We start from the raw sequence: 14,880 nt of genomic DNA on the forward strand, positions 1-14,880 counted from the left end.
ACATCTTGAATCCTCTTAAAGGGAAGTTGGTTCCGGTGGGCCTCGGTTCATCCGCGTGGCCGTTCTCAAGGGCTCGAATCAAGCTCCTATTTTATACCACTTTTGATTATATTTCAAAGCGTTAAATGTGACGAAGTAGAATTAAAGGGGTCAAGAAAACCGTCGAACGCCTCATGCGCGGGGCCACCTGGAGCGAAGCCGACCAGGGCTGGCAGGGGGCCGAGACACGCCTGCGCCTGGAGGGCTGGAGCCAAGCGCGCCGCACCATCGTGTTGTGGCGCCAGATCAAAGCCGATCTCGCCATGCAGGCTCCGGGCGAACCCGAACAGCTCTGTCTGAGCTTCGCCGAACTCACCGATGACACCATCGTCTACGAATACGCCGTCCTCGTGACCTCACTGGCCAATGAGATCCGCACGGTCACGCAGTGCTATCGTGATCGCGCCGACGCGGAAAATCCCTTCGATGAGCTCAAGAACGATTGGGGTTGGGGTGGCTTCACCACCCAGGATATTAAACGCTGCCGCTTCATGGCGCGCATCACGTCGCTGACCTACAACTGGTGGAGCCTGTTCGTGCGCTTGGCTGACCCCCGTCAGCATACCGAGGCGATGACCAGTCGTCCGCTGCTGCTCAATGCCCCCGCGCGCCTCACCCGGCACAGCGGCCAAACGCGCATCACCATTAGCCATCCGCATGCCGAAGCGGCCTGGGTGGAAAGCGCCTGCCGCGAGATCGCGGCGTTCTTCAAAACCCTGCGCCTAACTGCGCAGCAGTTGACGCCGCTGCAACGCTGGTGCCGCGTGCTCTCCCGCGCCCTGGTGAAATACCTCCACGGCCGCGAATTGCACCCGCCGTCGGGCTTACCGGCCCCGGCATAGCCGGAATTTAGCCTCCGCGTGTACCCATCCGCGGGTCAGGAACGGCCTGCGGCGGGCACCAACTGCTCTTTCTAGGATGACCACTGACCGCAAGTCCAATCCCCGCAACCTCAACCCGGCCACGCTCGGCACCCTGGTTCTGGACCCCGCCAAGCCGGGCGAGTATCTGCTGGAACTGCGCGGCTTCGTCGAGTCACGGGCCTTAGAGGCCATCGGCTGGTACCTGCACCGCAAGGGATCGATCGCCAATTTGTCCAAGTTCCTGCGCCTTTGCGCAATCGCGTTGGCCACCCTGGGTGCCCTCCTACCCCTGATCGGCGGCACGCCGTTGGTAGAGGGCATCCTGGGCCAGGCGGCAGACAATTACGGCTATGGGTGCCTGGCCCTGTCCGGCGCGACCGTCCTGCTCGATAAGCTGTTCGGGTTCTCCAGCCGGTGGATGCGCTACTGGACGGCCTTGGTGAACTGCACGGCCTGCACCGACACGTCCAGCTCTGCGTCGATCGATCGGGCGGGCGATGACGAAGCTGTCCCCGGCCAGGCGGGCCACGATGCCCGCGGGCTGCGCGGCGGCAGTGAGCCGCTCGCCGATCGCCTTGTGGGTCTCGTCCCCGGCGAGATATCCACGACTGGCGAGCACATCCTGGAAGTGGTCGAGGTCCAGGAGCAACAGAGTGCAAGCCGGTGCCGCTCACTGGTGGCCCGCACCAAGGCGGCGAGCCGCTCGGCCTATTCCTCGACCGCCAGAGCGACCACCGCCAGTAGCGCGCAGAGCGCCAGTGGTCGGGCCGCCGCGGCGCTCAGCACCAGCGCATTCAGGGCCGCGTTGTTGGTGAAGCGAGTGCTTTGGCCCGCGTCGGCCACGACGATCCCCAGGTACTCATCACCCAAGGCTCGAATCAGCAGCTACTGTAATGTACCGTAAAGTGGCTAGGTCGCCGCCAGGATCAAACCGCGACCGCCGGCCAACCCCTCGGTGATCACCTCTGGGGCCACCGGGCGGCTGAGCAGATAGCCTTGGACCAGGTCACAGCCGGCGCCGTCCAGGTAGGCCAATTGGTCGGCGGTCTCCACCCCTTCGGCGATGACCTGGATGCCGAGATTGTGCGCCATCGTGATGGTCGAGCGCACGATGGCGGAGTCCCCGGGGTCGCTCACCAGATGGCGGATGAAGCTCTTGTCGATCTTCAGATAATCGACCGGCAGGCGTTTGAGATAGCTCAGGCTGGAATAGCCGGTGCCGAAGTCGTCCAGGGCGATGGCGACCCCCAGGTCATGCACCCGCTGGAGCTCCGCCAGGGCCTGGTCCGGGTCGCGCAACAAGAAGCGCTCAAGGACCTCGATCTCCAACAGCCCCGGGTCCAGCCCGACCAAGTCCAGCGCGGCCTCCAGATCGCGCGCCAGCTCCCCGGAGGCGATCTGCGGGCCGGCGACATTGATGGAGACCCGCACTCGAGCGAGCGCCTGCCAGTCCCGCGCCTGCGCCACCGCCTGGGTCAGCACCCAGCGCCCGATCGGGTGGATCAGGTCGCTGTGCTCCACCGCGTCGATGAAGGCGGCCGGCAGCAGCAGCCAGTTGCGCGGGTGTTGCCAGCGGATCAAGGCCTCCGCGGCCACCATGGCGCCGGTCGCCACACAGACGATGGGTTGGTAGAACAGCCGGAATTCGCCCTCGGCCAGGGCGCTGCGCAGTTCGCTCTCCAGCTGGACGCGGCGGCGCGCGTCCGCGGTCATCTCCGGGCGGTAGCAGGCGATGCCGTTGCGCCCGGCCTCCTTGGCCCGCTTCAGTGCGGACTCGGCGTTGCGCAACAGGCTGGTGACGCCGATCCCGTCCTCGGGGTAGACCGCAACCCCGATGCTTGCGGTGACCGTGAGATTCGGCAGGCCGGCCACGTCCAGGGGCTGGTTGACGACCTGCTGGAGGTCCTGGGCGATCCGCACCGCCTCCAGGTCCGCCCCAAGCGCGCGGGCGATGACGAAGCTGTCCCCGGCCAGGCGCGCCAGGATGTCCGCCGGCTGTGCCGCGGCGGCGAGCCGCGCGGCCAGCGCCTTGAGCACCTCGTCACCCGCGAGATGGCCGTGGCTGGCGATCACATCCTGGAAGCGGTCGAGATCCAGCACCAGCAGCGCGAGGCGATGCTGTCCGGCGCTCGCGCGCTCCAAGGCGTCGGTGAGCCGCACGCGCAAGCGGGTGAGGTTGGGTAGCCCGGTGAGTGGGTCGTGGTGGCTCAGGAACTCGATCGCTTCGGCCGAGCGCTGAGCGGCGCTTTCGTCGCTGAAGATCGCCAGGTGTTGCTGCACCCGGCCATCGGGGCCGCGCACCTGGTTGATGATGAGCCACTGCGGGTAGACCTCCCCGTTCTTGCGCCGATTCCAGACCTCCCCACCCCAGGTGCCGGTGAGTCCGAGCTGCTCCCACAGTTCACGGTAGAAGGCGGCGTCGTGACGCCCGGATTGCAGCAGGCGGGGGTTGCGCCCGGCCACCTCCGCCGCGCTGTAGCCGGTGATGGCGGTGAAGGCCGGGTTGACGGCGACGATGCGGTTGTCCGCATCGGTGATCAGGATGCCCTCACTGGTGCTCTCGAACAGGGTGTTGATGAGTCGCTGCTGGTGCCGGGCGGCATGGTCCTCGGTGATGTCATGGACGGTGCCCAGGGTGCGGATCACCCTTCCTGCCGCGTCCGTGGTATGGCCGCCACGCTCGCGGACCCAGCGCACGCGGCCGTCGGGCCGCCGTACCCGGTGCTCGATGTCATAGTCCCCGGCCGTCGCCACCGAGTGCGCGTAGGCCGCCGCCACCCGCTCCCGGTCGTCCTCGTGGACCAGGTTCAGAAAAGCCTCGAGCGTCAACTCGCTGCCCGGCGGCAGACCGAAGATGCGGTAGACCTCGTCTGACCAGAGCAGGCGGTTGGTGCTCAGATCCAGCTCCCAACTCCCCAGATGGGTGAGTGCCTGGGCCTCCAGCAGACTTTCCTGTGCGCGGCGCAGGTCGCTGATATCCATCACCAGGGCCAGGGGGGCCGTGATCCGGCCGGTGGCATCACGGATGGCAGAGACGGTCACGTCCGCCCGCACCAGGCGTCCGTCCCGGCGCAGATAGCGCTTCTCCAGCCGGTAGCTCGGGACCTGCCCGGCCAGCAGCCGGGCGAACTCGGCGGCATCGCGGGGCCGATCCTCGGTGTCGGTGAAGTCGCTGAAATGCCGCCCGAGCAGTTCCTGCGGATGGTCCTGGTAGCCGAGCATAGTGAGGAAGGCCGGGTTGGCCAGCACCAACCGGCCCTGCATGTCTCCCAGGCCGATCCCGGCCGGGGAGGAGTCGACGATGGCGCGCAGGCGTTCGGCGTCGGCCCGCTCCTGGGTCAGGTCCTGGATGCTGAGCAGATAGCCCTCGCAACGCCCCGTCCCGTCACGGATGGCGGAGGTGACGAGCCGCAGCCAGCGCCAGTCCGACCCTGTCGGGCGGATCAGGTCCAGGGTCAGTCGCTCGGCACCGACCAAGGCGGCGAGCCGTTCGGCATAGCCCTCGGTCGCGAGCCCCGCTGCCGCAAGCAACCCCGGCAGCGGCAGCGACCGGGCGCCCTCGGCGTTGAGCCCGAGGGCCGCCAGGGCCGCACCGTTGATGAAGCGCACGGCGTGCCCGGCGTCGACCGCCACGATCCCAAAATGCTCGGAACGTTCCAGCAGGGTGCGCAGGACTGACTGCTCGCTCAACTGCGCCCGGGCGTCCTGGAGCGCCTGCCCCTGGTCGGCCACCACCTGCCGCAGCAGGCGCAGATAAATGCTCTGAATATCCTTCACCAGGTCGTGCCGGGTGAGGATGCCGACCAGCCCCCCACCGGCGTCCTCCACCACCAGGCGCCTGATCCCGAGCTCCTGCATACTGACGCTCGCCTCGTGGGCCTGGCGGTCCGGGCCGATGGTGTGCAGTGGGCGCGACATCAGGGTGGCGAGCGGTGTGGTCCGCAGGTCCAAGTCCGCTCCGGTGAGGCGGATGGCATCGCGCTCGCTCAGGATGCCGACCGCCTGGCCCGCCACCACGATCACCACCGAGCTGATGGCCCGCTCGGCCATGAGCCCCAGGGCTGTCGCGACAGTCGCGTCTGGCGGCAGGGTGGCGGGGGTGCGGGTCATGAGGTCCGCTACCGTGCGGGGACCCAGGAACTCATCGGCGCCCAAGGCGCGGGCGAAGTCGGTCTCGGAGAGCACCCCGTGCAGTTGACCTTGGTCGTCCACCAGCACCAGGTGCCGGAAGCCGTGCTCTGCCATCAAGGCATAGCCGTCCACAAAATTCAGGTGCGGTGCCGCGGTGAGCGGGTCCGGGGACATCAGGTCCCCCAAGCGGGTCCCGGCGAGATAGTCGCCGCGGGCGATCAGGCCCAGGGCGTCGCGTTCGGTGAAGATCCCTACCGGGCGTCCGTCCGCTACCAGTACAACCGAACTCAAGCGCCGCTCACCCATGGCCGCGACGGCCTGGGAGACGGGGTCATCCGGGAACAGGGTGAGTGGGGCGGCGGACCGGCACAGGTCAGCCAAGGTGAGCGTCTCGATCATCGTTGTTTTGCTAAGCCAGGGGCGCCGGTGGCGGTGCGTCCCGGCCTATGCTACACGGTCGCATGGGCGGGTGCGGGGGCCGGATGCGCGGCCGGGGGCCGGCCGCGCGCCCTGGACCGCGGCGGCATCTGTCGGGGCGGTCTCTTCCTCCCCCCAGCGCGCGCTGGCCGCGGCCAAGTCCATGACCCAAACCCCGCGGCGCCACTCAAAGGGGGCGTCGACCGGGGCAATGACCGTCGCGGCCTCCGGCCGCAGTTCGTCAACCGGGGTATAGAAACCCCGGGACGGCCGGGGCGCCTTGGAGCGCCTGACCACAAACACCAGGACTCGCCGACCTGGGGGTGGGGCAGCAGATGATCGCAGTCCGCAATTTCGAGCAGTGCGTGCAGGATGCCGCTGTCGCGCAGGAAGACCTTGGGGGAGCGCACCAGGCGCTGTTTCAGGTTGGTGTCGACAGGACGATCTCGAGCTGGGCCAGGCAGGCCCGGGCGGTGCGATCCTGGAGGTCCATCATGAAAGCGATTTCAACCGCATCGTCACCCGGTTGCGGTCGCCGAGCCGCGCATAGGCGAGGTCCTGCACATAGTGGCCGATGAGTGCCAGTCCCAGCCCGTCCGGTGTTTGCGGCTCATCCAGCGGATTACCGGGGGCACCGGCGCTATCCACCCGTAGCTCCAGGGTCCGCCGCTTCTCCGAAAACGCCATAACGAAGTCGATGTCCAGCGGTCCGGGACGGGCCACGTGGATCGCCAGCAACTCCTCCGCCATCAATTGAACGGTCCGGGCGGTCTGGACCGTCAGGACGTGCTTTTCACAGAACTGCTCGATCTGCCCGAAGATGGCGTAGAGGTCGAAATCCGCGCTCACCACGTGGCAGCTCAGGCTGCGGACCTTGCCGATGAAATCCTGGGTCCGCTCGCGCACGGGCGCGTCGAACAACTGCGCCGGGGGGCCCTCCTCATAGATCACCCCCTGATCCAGGTAGAACACCCGCGTCGACACATCCCGCGCGAACTCCATCTCGTGCGTCACGATGGCCATGGTCATGCCCTGCCTGGCCAGTCGGCGGATCACCGCCAGCACCTCACTCACCATCGTCGGATCGAGGGCGGACGTGGGCTCGTCGAACAGGATGATTTCCGGTTCCATCGACAGACAGCGGGCGATCGCCACCCGTTGTTGCTGTCCGCCGGAGAGTTCGTCAGGGAGGCTGTCCGCCTTTTCAGCCAGACCCACCATCTTCAACAGTTCGACCCCGGCCGCCGCGGCCACCTGTGGGCGCCTGCCGAGCAGCCGCACCGGCCCGATGCAGAGGTTTTCGAGCGCGGTCAGATGGGCAAACAGGTTGAAGGATTGGAACACCATGCCCATGCGCCGCCGCAGCGCGGGCACGTTTGCCCCGGGGGCCAGAATGTCCTGGCCGTCGATCTCGATCCGTCCCCCCGAGGGGCGGTCCAACAGGTTGAGACAACGCAGGAAGGTACTCTTTCCGGTACCGGAAGGGCCGATGATCGAGATGACCTCGCCCGAGGAAATCCGGGCATTGACGTCCGTCAACACCTCGATCGCACCGAAGCGCTTGGACAGGTGCTCGACGTTGATCATGCCGGTGCTCTCCCCTGGCGACGGCCCTTCGGGTCCGTGCGCCGATCGATATGGTCGAGGGCCAGCCCGAGGACCCAGATGACGAAGAAATAGATCGCCGCCACCATCACCAGGGGGAAGAAGGCCTCGAAGGTGCGGCTGCGGATGATGTCGCCCGCCTTGGTCAGGTCCTGCACACCGATGTAGCCGACGATGGAGGTCATCTTGATCAGGGAGATGAGCTCGCCGCGATAGACCGGCAGGATGCGCCGCGTCGCCTGCGGCATGACGATGAAGATGAAGCTCTGGAACCGGGTGAAACCCATGGCAATGCCGGCCTCGGTCTGGCCGCGCGCGACACCCTCAATGCCGCTGCGGAACATCTCGGAGACATAGGCGCCGAAGTTCATGCCGAAGGCGATCACGGCCACGATCAACGGATCGATGTTGACGGCGGCAAAGGCGACATAAAAGATCAGCATGAGCAACAGGAGTACCGGCAGGCCACGGATCAGGGAGATGTAGCCGGCACCGAGCAGCCGCAACGACGGCCGCTCGGACATGCGCAGATAACAGACCAGTGCCCCGAGCAGGGTGCCGAAGAGGGTGGCCAGGACCGAAATCAGGAAGGTGGCCCAGAGTCCGTTGACCAGGAGCCGCCAGCGCTGTTCGAGGACGAAATTGGAATACACGCTCGACTTTAACGCGTCGATCAGCCCGCGGGCCTGGTCCGGCAGCGAACTCCAGCCGCCGCCCGCGGGGGGCCGGGCCACCGCCGGGGTACCGGTCTCCCCGCCAGTCGCCGCGGCGGTGAGGTCGCGTTTCCGCACCAGGGCTGCGGTGTGTTCCTGGTCGTAAGGGGCGGAGAAATTGACCTTGGCGCGCCGCTCCTCGGTGATGGAGAGGTTGGAGGCGATCATGTCGATCTTGCCGACGGCCAGCGCGGCGATGAGGGTATCGAACTCCAACGGCAGCAGCTCCAGCCGGAACCCTTCCCGGGCGGCGAAACGCCGGATCAACTCGATGTCGTAGCCCGTGAATTGCCCATCGGCCAGGGAGACGAAGGGCAGGCCGACGAGGAGCGAGGTGCCGACCCGCAGCGGCGCCCCCGACTCCAGAACCGGGATCGGGGGCATGACGACGGTCGTCGGGTCCTCGATCAACCAGCGGCGCCGGATCTCCTCCAGGGTCCCGTCCGCCTCAATGGCCGCCAGGAAGCGGTCGAAGCGCTGCCGCAGCCCGTCATCCCCCTGGCGGAAGGCCGCGCCGATGGGGCTGTCATAGAGGTCCTCCGCCAGCACCTCGAGGTCAGGGTTGTTCCTGGCGATGAGATGGATGCTCACGGCGTCGGTGATGGCGGCGTCCACCTTGCCGCTTTTCAGGGCCAACACGAAGTCGGCCTGACTGTTGAGGCGCTGAATCTGGGCCTGCGGGAAGGCGCGGGTCACGTAGAAGTCCTGAGCGGTACCGGTGAAGACGGCGATCCGCCCCTGGGCCAAGTCGGCGAGGGTCTTGACGCCGGCCCCGCCGGCCACCGGCGCCCCGGTGGCCGGGGCCGCACCCGTCTTGGTTGCAACCGGCCCCGGAGACTGGCCCGCGAGATTTTCGCGCCGGACCAGGGCGAGCGCTTGGGTTTCCAGATAGGGCGCTGAAAAGTCGATGGATTTCTGCCTTTCCTCGGTGACATACAGGCCGTAGCCGATGAGATCGACCTTGCCGGACACCAGGGCCGGGATCAAGGAACCGAAATCCAGTCCCTGGATCCGCAGGTCGATCCCCTCGCGGACCGCAAAACGCTGGAGGAGTTCGACGTCCAGGCCGATGTAGTGACCATCCCGGACGGTCGCGAAAGGCAGGTCGCCGGGGACGACGGCGGCGGCGAGACGCTCCCGCGGGGCCGTCGGCACCGCAATATCCGGCATGACCGCCCCCTCGGGGTCGGCAATCCAACGGCGATGCATCTGCTCGAGGGTCCCGTCGCGCCGGATCTCCTCCAGAAAGCGGTCTAAGCGCCGGCGCAGTTCCGGGCTGTCCTTGCGCATACCCAGGCCCAATTGCGCCCGGTAGAAGTCGTCGGCCAGGATCGCCAGGTCCGGGTTGGCCTTGAGTGGGACCGCGGCCTTGTTGCTGTCCATCAGGGCCAGGTCCAGTTTGCCCGTCTTCAGTGCCAGGATCAGGTCGGAGGCCTGGTGGTAGCGCGTGATGCGGGCCTGGGGATAGGTGTGCTGAATGTACCCGTCGAGGATGCTGCCCAGGACGATGCCGAAGTGGCCCTCGGCCAGGTCGTCGAGACGGCGCCAGCCCGCGGTCTTGGTGGTCGCCGACACGGACTGGCCAGCCGCGGCGGCCGCCAGCTTGGTCTTGAGCGCCAGGGCGACGGCCCGTCCCTCGCCATAGGAGGCGGAAAAATCCACCGCGCGGCGCCGCTCCTCGGTGATGGCCATACCATCGGTAATGATGTCCACCTTACCCGCGGCCAGGGCCGGGATCAGGGCGCTGAAATCCAGCGACAGAATATCCAGGGAAATGCCTTCCGCCGCGGCGAAACGCTGCAGGATCTCGATGTCGTAGCCGACATAGCGGCCATTCTTGTACGCGACATAGGGCAGGTCGGCAATGGCGACACCCAGGACATAGCGCTCCTTGGACTCGCCTGGCCGGTCCTCGGGCATGACGGCCTGTTCCGGGTCCGCGACCAACCAGCGCTGCCCGATTTCTTGGAAGGTGCCATCCGCTCGGATGCGCTCCAGAAATCGGTCGAAGCGGGCACGCAAGTCGGCCCGGTCGCGGCGAAAGCCGATCCCTAGGGGATAGGTGAGAAAATCGTCAGCCAGGATGCCCAACTCCGGGTGGGCCTTGAGGACGGCCTGGCCGCTGACTGAATCCAGCAAGGCGGTATCCACCTTGCCGGTCTTGACGGCGACCACCAGATCGGTGGTGTTGTTGACCCAGGTCAGGGTGGCCTCGGGGTAGGCCCGCTCGGCATAGGCGCCCTGGATCGTGCCCATGATGACGCCGATACGCCCCCGTGCCAGGTCGTTCAGGGAACGCCAGCCCGCCGCCGGACGCTCCGCCCGGCCGGCGGGGACGCTCGCCCCCGGGACCTGGTCTTGCTGGGAGGGCCGGGCGGTGTCCCCCAGTCCCTGGCCCGGGGGTGGTACTCCCCGGTCGCAGGACCAGAGCCCCAGGGCCGCCGGGACCAGCAAACAGAGGATCAGGAGGAGCTTAGTCAGTTTCATGGGTGTCTGTCATGGGGGGTCCGAGTCCCGCGGCGCGAAGTCCAATGATACCGAATTGATGCAGTAGCGCAGGCCGGTGGGGCGGGGTCCGTCGGGGAAGACGTGGCCCAGGTGGGCGCCGCAGCGGTTGCAGTGCACCTCGGTGCGGCGCATCCCGTAGGCGGTGTCGGTCTGGGTGCCGATCGCCGCCGGGTCGGCCGGTTGCCAGAAGCTGGGCCAGCCGCTGCCGGAGTCGTATTTTTCCCCGGCGTCGAACAGTTCCGCCGCGCAGGCGCTGCACCGGTAGACGCCGGGCTCCTTGGTGGCGTAATACTTGCCGGTGAAGGCGGGCTCGGTGCCGTGCTCCCGGCAGACGTGGTACTGCTCGGGTGACAGCTCCGCCTGCCACTGCGCCTCGGTCTTTTCGATCTTTTCGACGTGCTCGCTCATAGGAACCTCAGGTTACAACATGACCAACATGACCGGCGGTCCAGGGCACTCGACGCCCGGCGGCCCGGTCCGTAAGATCGCGGCCAGGTTTCTTGGACTTCACTCTTGCCGGAGGGGCAATGACCGATCGGGATTCAAACTGGGTGGCGCGGCTCTTCGTCGGCCTTCAGTACCTGCTGCCGCAGCACGCGCTGTCGCGGCTGATGTACCGGCTCGCCCGGGTGCGCTACGCCCCACTCAAGGGCTGGATGATCCGCGCCTATGTGCGGCTGGTCGGCGTCGATCTGAGTCAGGCCGCGCAGCCCGACCTGTCCGCCTACCCGCACCTCGCTGCCTTCTTCACCCGCGCCCTGCGCCCGGATGCCCGTCCCCCGGACCCGGACCCGGCGGCCGTGCTCTCGCCGGTGGACGGCACCATCAGCCAGATCGGGACCATTGCCGATGGTCGCATCATCCAGGCCAAGGGCCACGACTACAGCCTGTGCGACCTGTTAGGCGGCGACACCGCGGACCATCGGCGGTTCGATGGGGGCACCTTTGCGACCATCTATCTCTCCCCCCGCGACTATCATCGCATCCACATGCCGCTCGCCGGTCGCCTGGCGCAGATGACCTATCTGGGGGGCCGGCTCTTCAGCGTCAACCGCATGACCGCGCAGCAGGTGCCCGGGCTCTTCGCCCGTAACGAGCGGGTGGTGTGTTTGTTCGGTACCGAAGCGGGTCCCATGGCACTGGTGTTGGTCGGGGCCATCTTCGTGGGCGGGATCGAGACCGTCTGGGCGGGTGAGGTCGCCCCCGCCGGGGCCGGACCGCGCTGCCGCCGCTGGGACTACACCGACCAGGTCCCGCCGTTGCACCTGGAGCGCGGCGCTGAGATGGGCCGCTTCAACCTGGGTTCCACCATCGTCCTGCTCTTTCCCCCGAGTGCCGTGACCTGGGACGCCACCCTGGCCCCCGGTCAAACCGTGCGGCTTGGGCAGCGCATCGGCACCCGCGCCTGAGGCATCAGGGCGTTGACCGCGGACTCATTCTGCCGCAAGTCCGGGAGCCACCAGCCGCCCTAATCCTGTATGGTAGCGCCCATGAACCCACAATTCTCTGACTTCATGCTCCCGGAGGCGCTCGCGCGCGGCCTTACGAAGGCCGGCTTCGAGACCCCCACACCGGTCCAGGCCCAGGTGATCCCCCTGGCCCAGGACGGCGTGGACCTGCTGGTCTCCGCCGCCACCGGCTCTGGTAAGACCGCCGCCTTCCTGCTGCCGATCATGCAGCAGCTGCTGGACGCCCGCGCCCCCCGCAGCGCCACCCGCGCACTGATCCTGGTGCCAACCCGCGAGCTCGCGCGGCAGATCTATATCCACTTCATGCGGTTGGCGAGCGTTACCCGACTCACCGCCGGGGTGATCATCGGCGGGGAGCGGCGCGACCGCCAGATCGCCGTGCTGCGCCGTAACCCCGATATCCTGGTGGCCACACCGGGCCGGCTCCTGGAATACATCCAGGCCAGCGCGGCGGACCTGACGGATCTTGAGGTCCTGGTCCTGGACGAGGCGGATCGGATGCTGGACATGGGCTTTGCCGAGGACGTGCTCACCATCATCGGTTTCACCAACCCGGCCCGTCAGTCACTGCTCTTCTCCGCCACCCTGCATCATAAGGGGCTCAGCTCCATCACCGACCGGCTGCTGCGCGACCCGCAGGTGCTGGTCATCAACCCGGTGCGCGAAAGCCACCCGGACATCGCCCATCAGGTCATCCTGAGCGACGACACCGAGCACAAGCAGCAGCAGCTGCTGTGGCTGCTCCAGAACGAGCCCGCCGAGAAGGTCCTGATCTTCACCAATACCCGGGAGCGTGCCATCGCGCTCGGCCCCCTATTGGTAGGTCAAGGTCAGCGCACCGTGGTGCTCCACGGCGAGCTCGATCAGCGCGAGCGCAACCGCGTCATGGGCTTGGTGCATGGGGGCGCGGTGCGCATCCTGGTCGCCACCGACGTGGCCGCCCGGGGGCTGGACATCCCCGGGGTCCAACTCGTGATCAATTTCGAGCTGGCGCGCAGCGGCGATGACTATCTGCACCGCACCGGGCGCACCGGCCGGGCAGGAGAGAAGGGGCTCGCCATCGCCTTGGTGGGGCCGAAGGACTGGAACCTGATGGAGAGCATCGAGCGCTATCTGGGCTTGAGCTTCCAGGCGCGGGCCATCCCGGGGCTGAAGGCCAAGTTCAGCGGACCCACCAAGCGCAAAGGCCCCCGCAAGTCACCGTCCAAGGCCAACAAGGCCGCCCCCGCCACGGAAAAACCGAAGGTGAAGGAGCGAGAGCGCGACCGCAAGGCCATCGGCAAGCGGCGCAAACCCACCGCGTCGGCGCAGGCGGGGCTCTCACCGCTGCGCAAGCAGGGGAGCTGAGCTACCTTTCTCGTGACACCGCTACGCGGTGTCACGCATGTGTCTGGCGCTCCGCGCCCAGCAGCCACTGAGCCGTCCTATGCCCTAATAGCGTCCACATCCGCCTGAAGTTGTGGACCAAGACGACCCTGTCGCGCAACCGTTACGCTGACGTTCCTCCGCTTCGTGTTTCTGCTCCTCGTACCGGCGCCTCGCTTCTGCCTCTCCGCCCGCCTTTTGCGCGTCCCTGTACACCAGTCTTGCTGCTTCTTCCATTCTTCTGATCGACGCATCGCCTCGTCCAGCGACTCTGCACGCGCTTGATTTAACGCAAAGACAGGGACGGCGATCAGAAGGGCGGAGCACACGAGGCGTTTCATGGCGTTCTCCCGAGGTGTTATGGGTCGGCAGCGATGGATAGAGGCATCAAATACTCGAAACAGGGTGTTGCACCGACATTAGCAGATACCAGCACGGCCGTGACCATAACTCCAGCCAGCCGCGATCGGTCCGCACAGCGGACTCTGTTGCTTGCCCCTCGCCCGTAGTGCCGGCTGTGCGGACCAACGACCTCGCCGTTAGCGCGGTGGCCGGGATTATGACCAAGGCCTCCCGATCATGCTCTACAACGGCGCTGAGCCCTGGACCGCCAACACCGACTTGGCGGACCGGATCGCCCAGCGCCTGCCGCTGCAACTGTGCCACTGGCAGCCCCGGATGAGCATAACCCTATCGCCAACTGACATCGGGCGGCGTCGGCGCCGGTGGGCGCTGGCGTTGGCCGTTGCGGGGTGGGTTGGCCCTGACCAGAGGGGGCAACGGGAGGTCCTGGCGGGTGCCTGACAGAGGTGCCGGGAGGATGGTCGGAGCGGTAGGCGTGCGGGCGTCACGGTCGCCAGGCAAGCAGTTCCCGACACCGGTGGTCGCCGGCGGGCCGGGGTCCGACGCCGTGCCCGGCGGCGGTTATTCGAGCTGAAGCTGCAACGGCTGGGCGAGCAGGCGGCGCATCCGCGCGGGGTCGAGCCAAGGGGCGGCGCAGGAGGCGCGGATGAAGGCGATGGCGCCGCGCACGCGCAGTTGCCCATAGAGGTCGCGCAGATGGCGGGCGAAGCGCGCCAGGGTGTTGAACAGGTGCGCCAGGCGCATCAGGCAGTGATAGCCCTTCATGGCGTTCCAGTTCAGGGCAAAGGCGTGCTCGTCGTGGTATCCCTGATGTTTCTCGACCAGAAAGCCGGCCTCAATGCCCCAGCGGTAGCGGGCGCCCAGATTGCAGCGTTCATGAACATTCGCGCCGCTGAGCGGCTGGCTGGACAGCCAGGCGTGGCGGGCGGTGTTGGTCAGGCGCGCGCCCTGCTCATCGATCGTCTCCCAGGTCTCCTCACACACGACCACATGCACACTGAGGTTGCGGCGACCGTTGTTTGAGAAGGCATAGTCGATGGCGTTGACCCAGCAAAAGCGCTGGCGGCGCGTCCCCCAGTCGCGCTGGCAGCCGTCGGGCTGCACCGCATGCAGCGCGTGGTATTCCTCCCAGACGGTGGGTAAGTCCTTGTCCTTTAGCACGATCATGAACTGCCAGTGGGACTGACGGCAGCGTTGCATCACCCTAGAAAGAGCAGTTGGTGCCCGCCGCAGGCCGTTCCTGACCCGCGGATGGGTACACGCGGAGGCTAAATTCCGGCTATGCCGGGGGGCCGGTAAGCCCGACGGCGGGTGCAATTCGCGGCCGTGGAGGTATTTCACCAGGGCGCGGGAGAGCACGCGGCACCAGCGTTGCAGCGGCGTCAACTGCTGCGCAGTTAGGCGCAG

General features: G+C 67.1%; 10 protein-coding genes and 3 pseudogenes. 5 read left to right on the plus strand and 8 right to left on the minus strand.

Annotation, left to right across the window (positions count from 1 at the left end):
* The first annotated feature begins 173 nt into the window (after positions 1–173).
* Positions 174–881, plus strand: coding sequence for a hypothetical protein (locus QZY44_RS15190; protein WP_295447691.1), 708 nt, complete (start codon positions 174–176; stop codon positions 879–881).
* Positions 882–957: 76 nt separating this feature from the next.
* Positions 958–1,326 (plus strand): annotated as a pseudogene (locus tag QZY44_RS35795) (SLATT domain-containing protein); the annotation flags it as partial.
* Positions 1,327–1,449: 123 nt separating this feature from the next.
* On the opposite strand, the pseudogene QZY44_RS35800 reads toward QZY44_RS35795, so the two are convergent.
* The 7 genes and pseudogenes from QZY44_RS35800 to msrB all read right to left on the minus strand — a co-directional run.
* Positions 1,450–1,521 (minus strand): annotated as a pseudogene (locus QZY44_RS35800) (hypothetical protein); the annotation flags it as partial.
* 290 nt (positions 1,522–1,811) lie between these two features.
* Positions 1,812–5,432 (minus strand): EAL domain-containing protein, encoded by a 3,621-nt coding sequence (locus tag QZY44_RS15200; RefSeq protein WP_295447697.1) that lies wholly within the window; start codon positions 5,430–5,432, stop codon positions 1,812–1,814.
* Between the two features lie 45 nt (positions 5,433–5,477).
* A complete protein-coding gene (locus QZY44_RS15205) occupies positions 5,478–5,753 on the minus strand; it encodes a hypothetical protein (protein WP_295447700.1) in 276 nt (91 codons plus the stop codon).
* Between the two features lie 189 nt (positions 5,754–5,942).
* Positions 5,943–6,302 carry an ATP-binding protein gene (locus QZY44_RS35805; RefSeq protein ID WP_365304479.1) on the minus strand — a complete coding sequence of 120 codons (360 nt, stop codon included), beginning with the start codon at positions 6,300–6,302 and terminating at the stop codon, positions 5,943–5,945.
* 18 nt (positions 6,303–6,320) lie between these two features.
* Positions 6,321–7,037, minus strand: a pseudogene (locus tag QZY44_RS15210) (amino acid ABC transporter ATP-binding protein); the annotation flags it as partial.
* Positions 7,034–10,255, minus strand: a complete 3,222-nt coding sequence (locus QZY44_RS15215; protein WP_295447705.1) for an ABC transporter permease subunit — start codon at positions 10,253–10,255, stop codon at positions 7,034–7,036. The pseudogene QZY44_RS15210 and the gene QZY44_RS15215, both read right to left, overlap by 4 nt.
* A gap of 9 nt (positions 10,256–10,264) precedes the next feature.
* Positions 10,265–10,684, minus strand: coding sequence for a peptide-methionine (R)-S-oxide reductase MsrB (msrB, locus tag QZY44_RS15220; protein ID WP_295447708.1), 420 nt, complete (start codon positions 10,682–10,684; stop codon positions 10,265–10,267).
* A 119-nt stretch (positions 10,685–10,803) separates the two neighbouring features.
* Between msrB and asd the strand changes: the two genes are divergently transcribed.
* The 3 genes from asd to QZY44_RS15235 all read left to right on the plus strand — a co-directional run bounded on the left by asd (position 10,804) and on the right by QZY44_RS15235 (position 13,914).
* Positions 10,804–11,685 carry an archaetidylserine decarboxylase gene (asd, locus tag QZY44_RS15225; protein WP_295447711.1) on the plus strand — a complete coding sequence of 294 codons (882 nt, stop codon included), beginning with the start codon at positions 10,804–10,806 and terminating at the stop codon, positions 11,683–11,685.
* Between the two features lie 81 nt (positions 11,686–11,766).
* Positions 11,767–13,092, plus strand: a complete 1,326-nt coding sequence (locus QZY44_RS15230; RefSeq protein WP_295447714.1) for a DEAD/DEAH box helicase — start codon at positions 11,767–11,769, stop codon at positions 13,090–13,092.
* A gap of 597 nt (positions 13,093–13,689) precedes the next feature.
* Positions 13,690–13,914 carry a hypothetical protein gene (locus QZY44_RS15235; RefSeq protein ID WP_295447717.1) on the plus strand — a complete coding sequence of 75 codons (225 nt, stop codon included), beginning with the start codon at positions 13,690–13,692 and terminating at the stop codon, positions 13,912–13,914.
* Between the two features lie 120 nt (positions 13,915–14,034).
* Here QZY44_RS15235 and QZY44_RS15240 read toward each other — a convergent pair.
* The coding region (locus QZY44_RS15240; protein ID WP_295447720.1) for a hypothetical protein at positions 14,035–14,880 on the minus strand (846 nt) is incomplete at its 5' end.

The sequence above is a fragment of the uncultured Thiodictyon sp. genome (assembly GCA_903837595.1).
Taxonomy (GTDB): domain Bacteria; phylum Pseudomonadota; class Gammaproteobacteria; order Chromatiales; family Chromatiaceae; genus Thiodictyon.

Excerpts from the sequence above, each read along its gene's own strand:
- QZY44_RS15190 (WP_295447691.1), top strand. The coding sequence starts at position 174 with ATGCGCGGGGCCACCTGGAGCGAAGCCGACCAGGGCTGGCAGGGGGCC.
- QZY44_RS15200 (WP_295447697.1), bottom strand. The coding sequence starts at position 5,432 with ATGATCGAGACGCTCACCTTGGCTGACCTGTGCCGGTCCGCCGCCCCA.
- QZY44_RS15215 (WP_295447705.1), bottom strand. The coding sequence starts at position 10,255 with ATGAAACTGACTAAGCTCCTCCTGATCCTCTGTTTGCTGGTCCCGGCG.
- msrB (WP_295447708.1), bottom strand. The coding sequence starts at position 10,684 with ATGAGCGAGCACGTCGAAAAGATCGAAAAGACCGAGGCGCAGTGGCAG.
- asd (WP_295447711.1), top strand. The coding sequence starts at position 10,804 with ATGACCGATCGGGATTCAAACTGGGTGGCGCGGCTCTTCGTCGGCCTT.
- QZY44_RS15230 (WP_295447714.1), top strand. The coding sequence starts at position 11,767 with ATGAACCCACAATTCTCTGACTTCATGCTCCCGGAGGCGCTCGCGCGC.
- QZY44_RS15235 (WP_295447717.1), top strand. The coding sequence starts at position 13,690 with ATGCTCTACAACGGCGCTGAGCCCTGGACCGCCAACACCGACTTGGCG.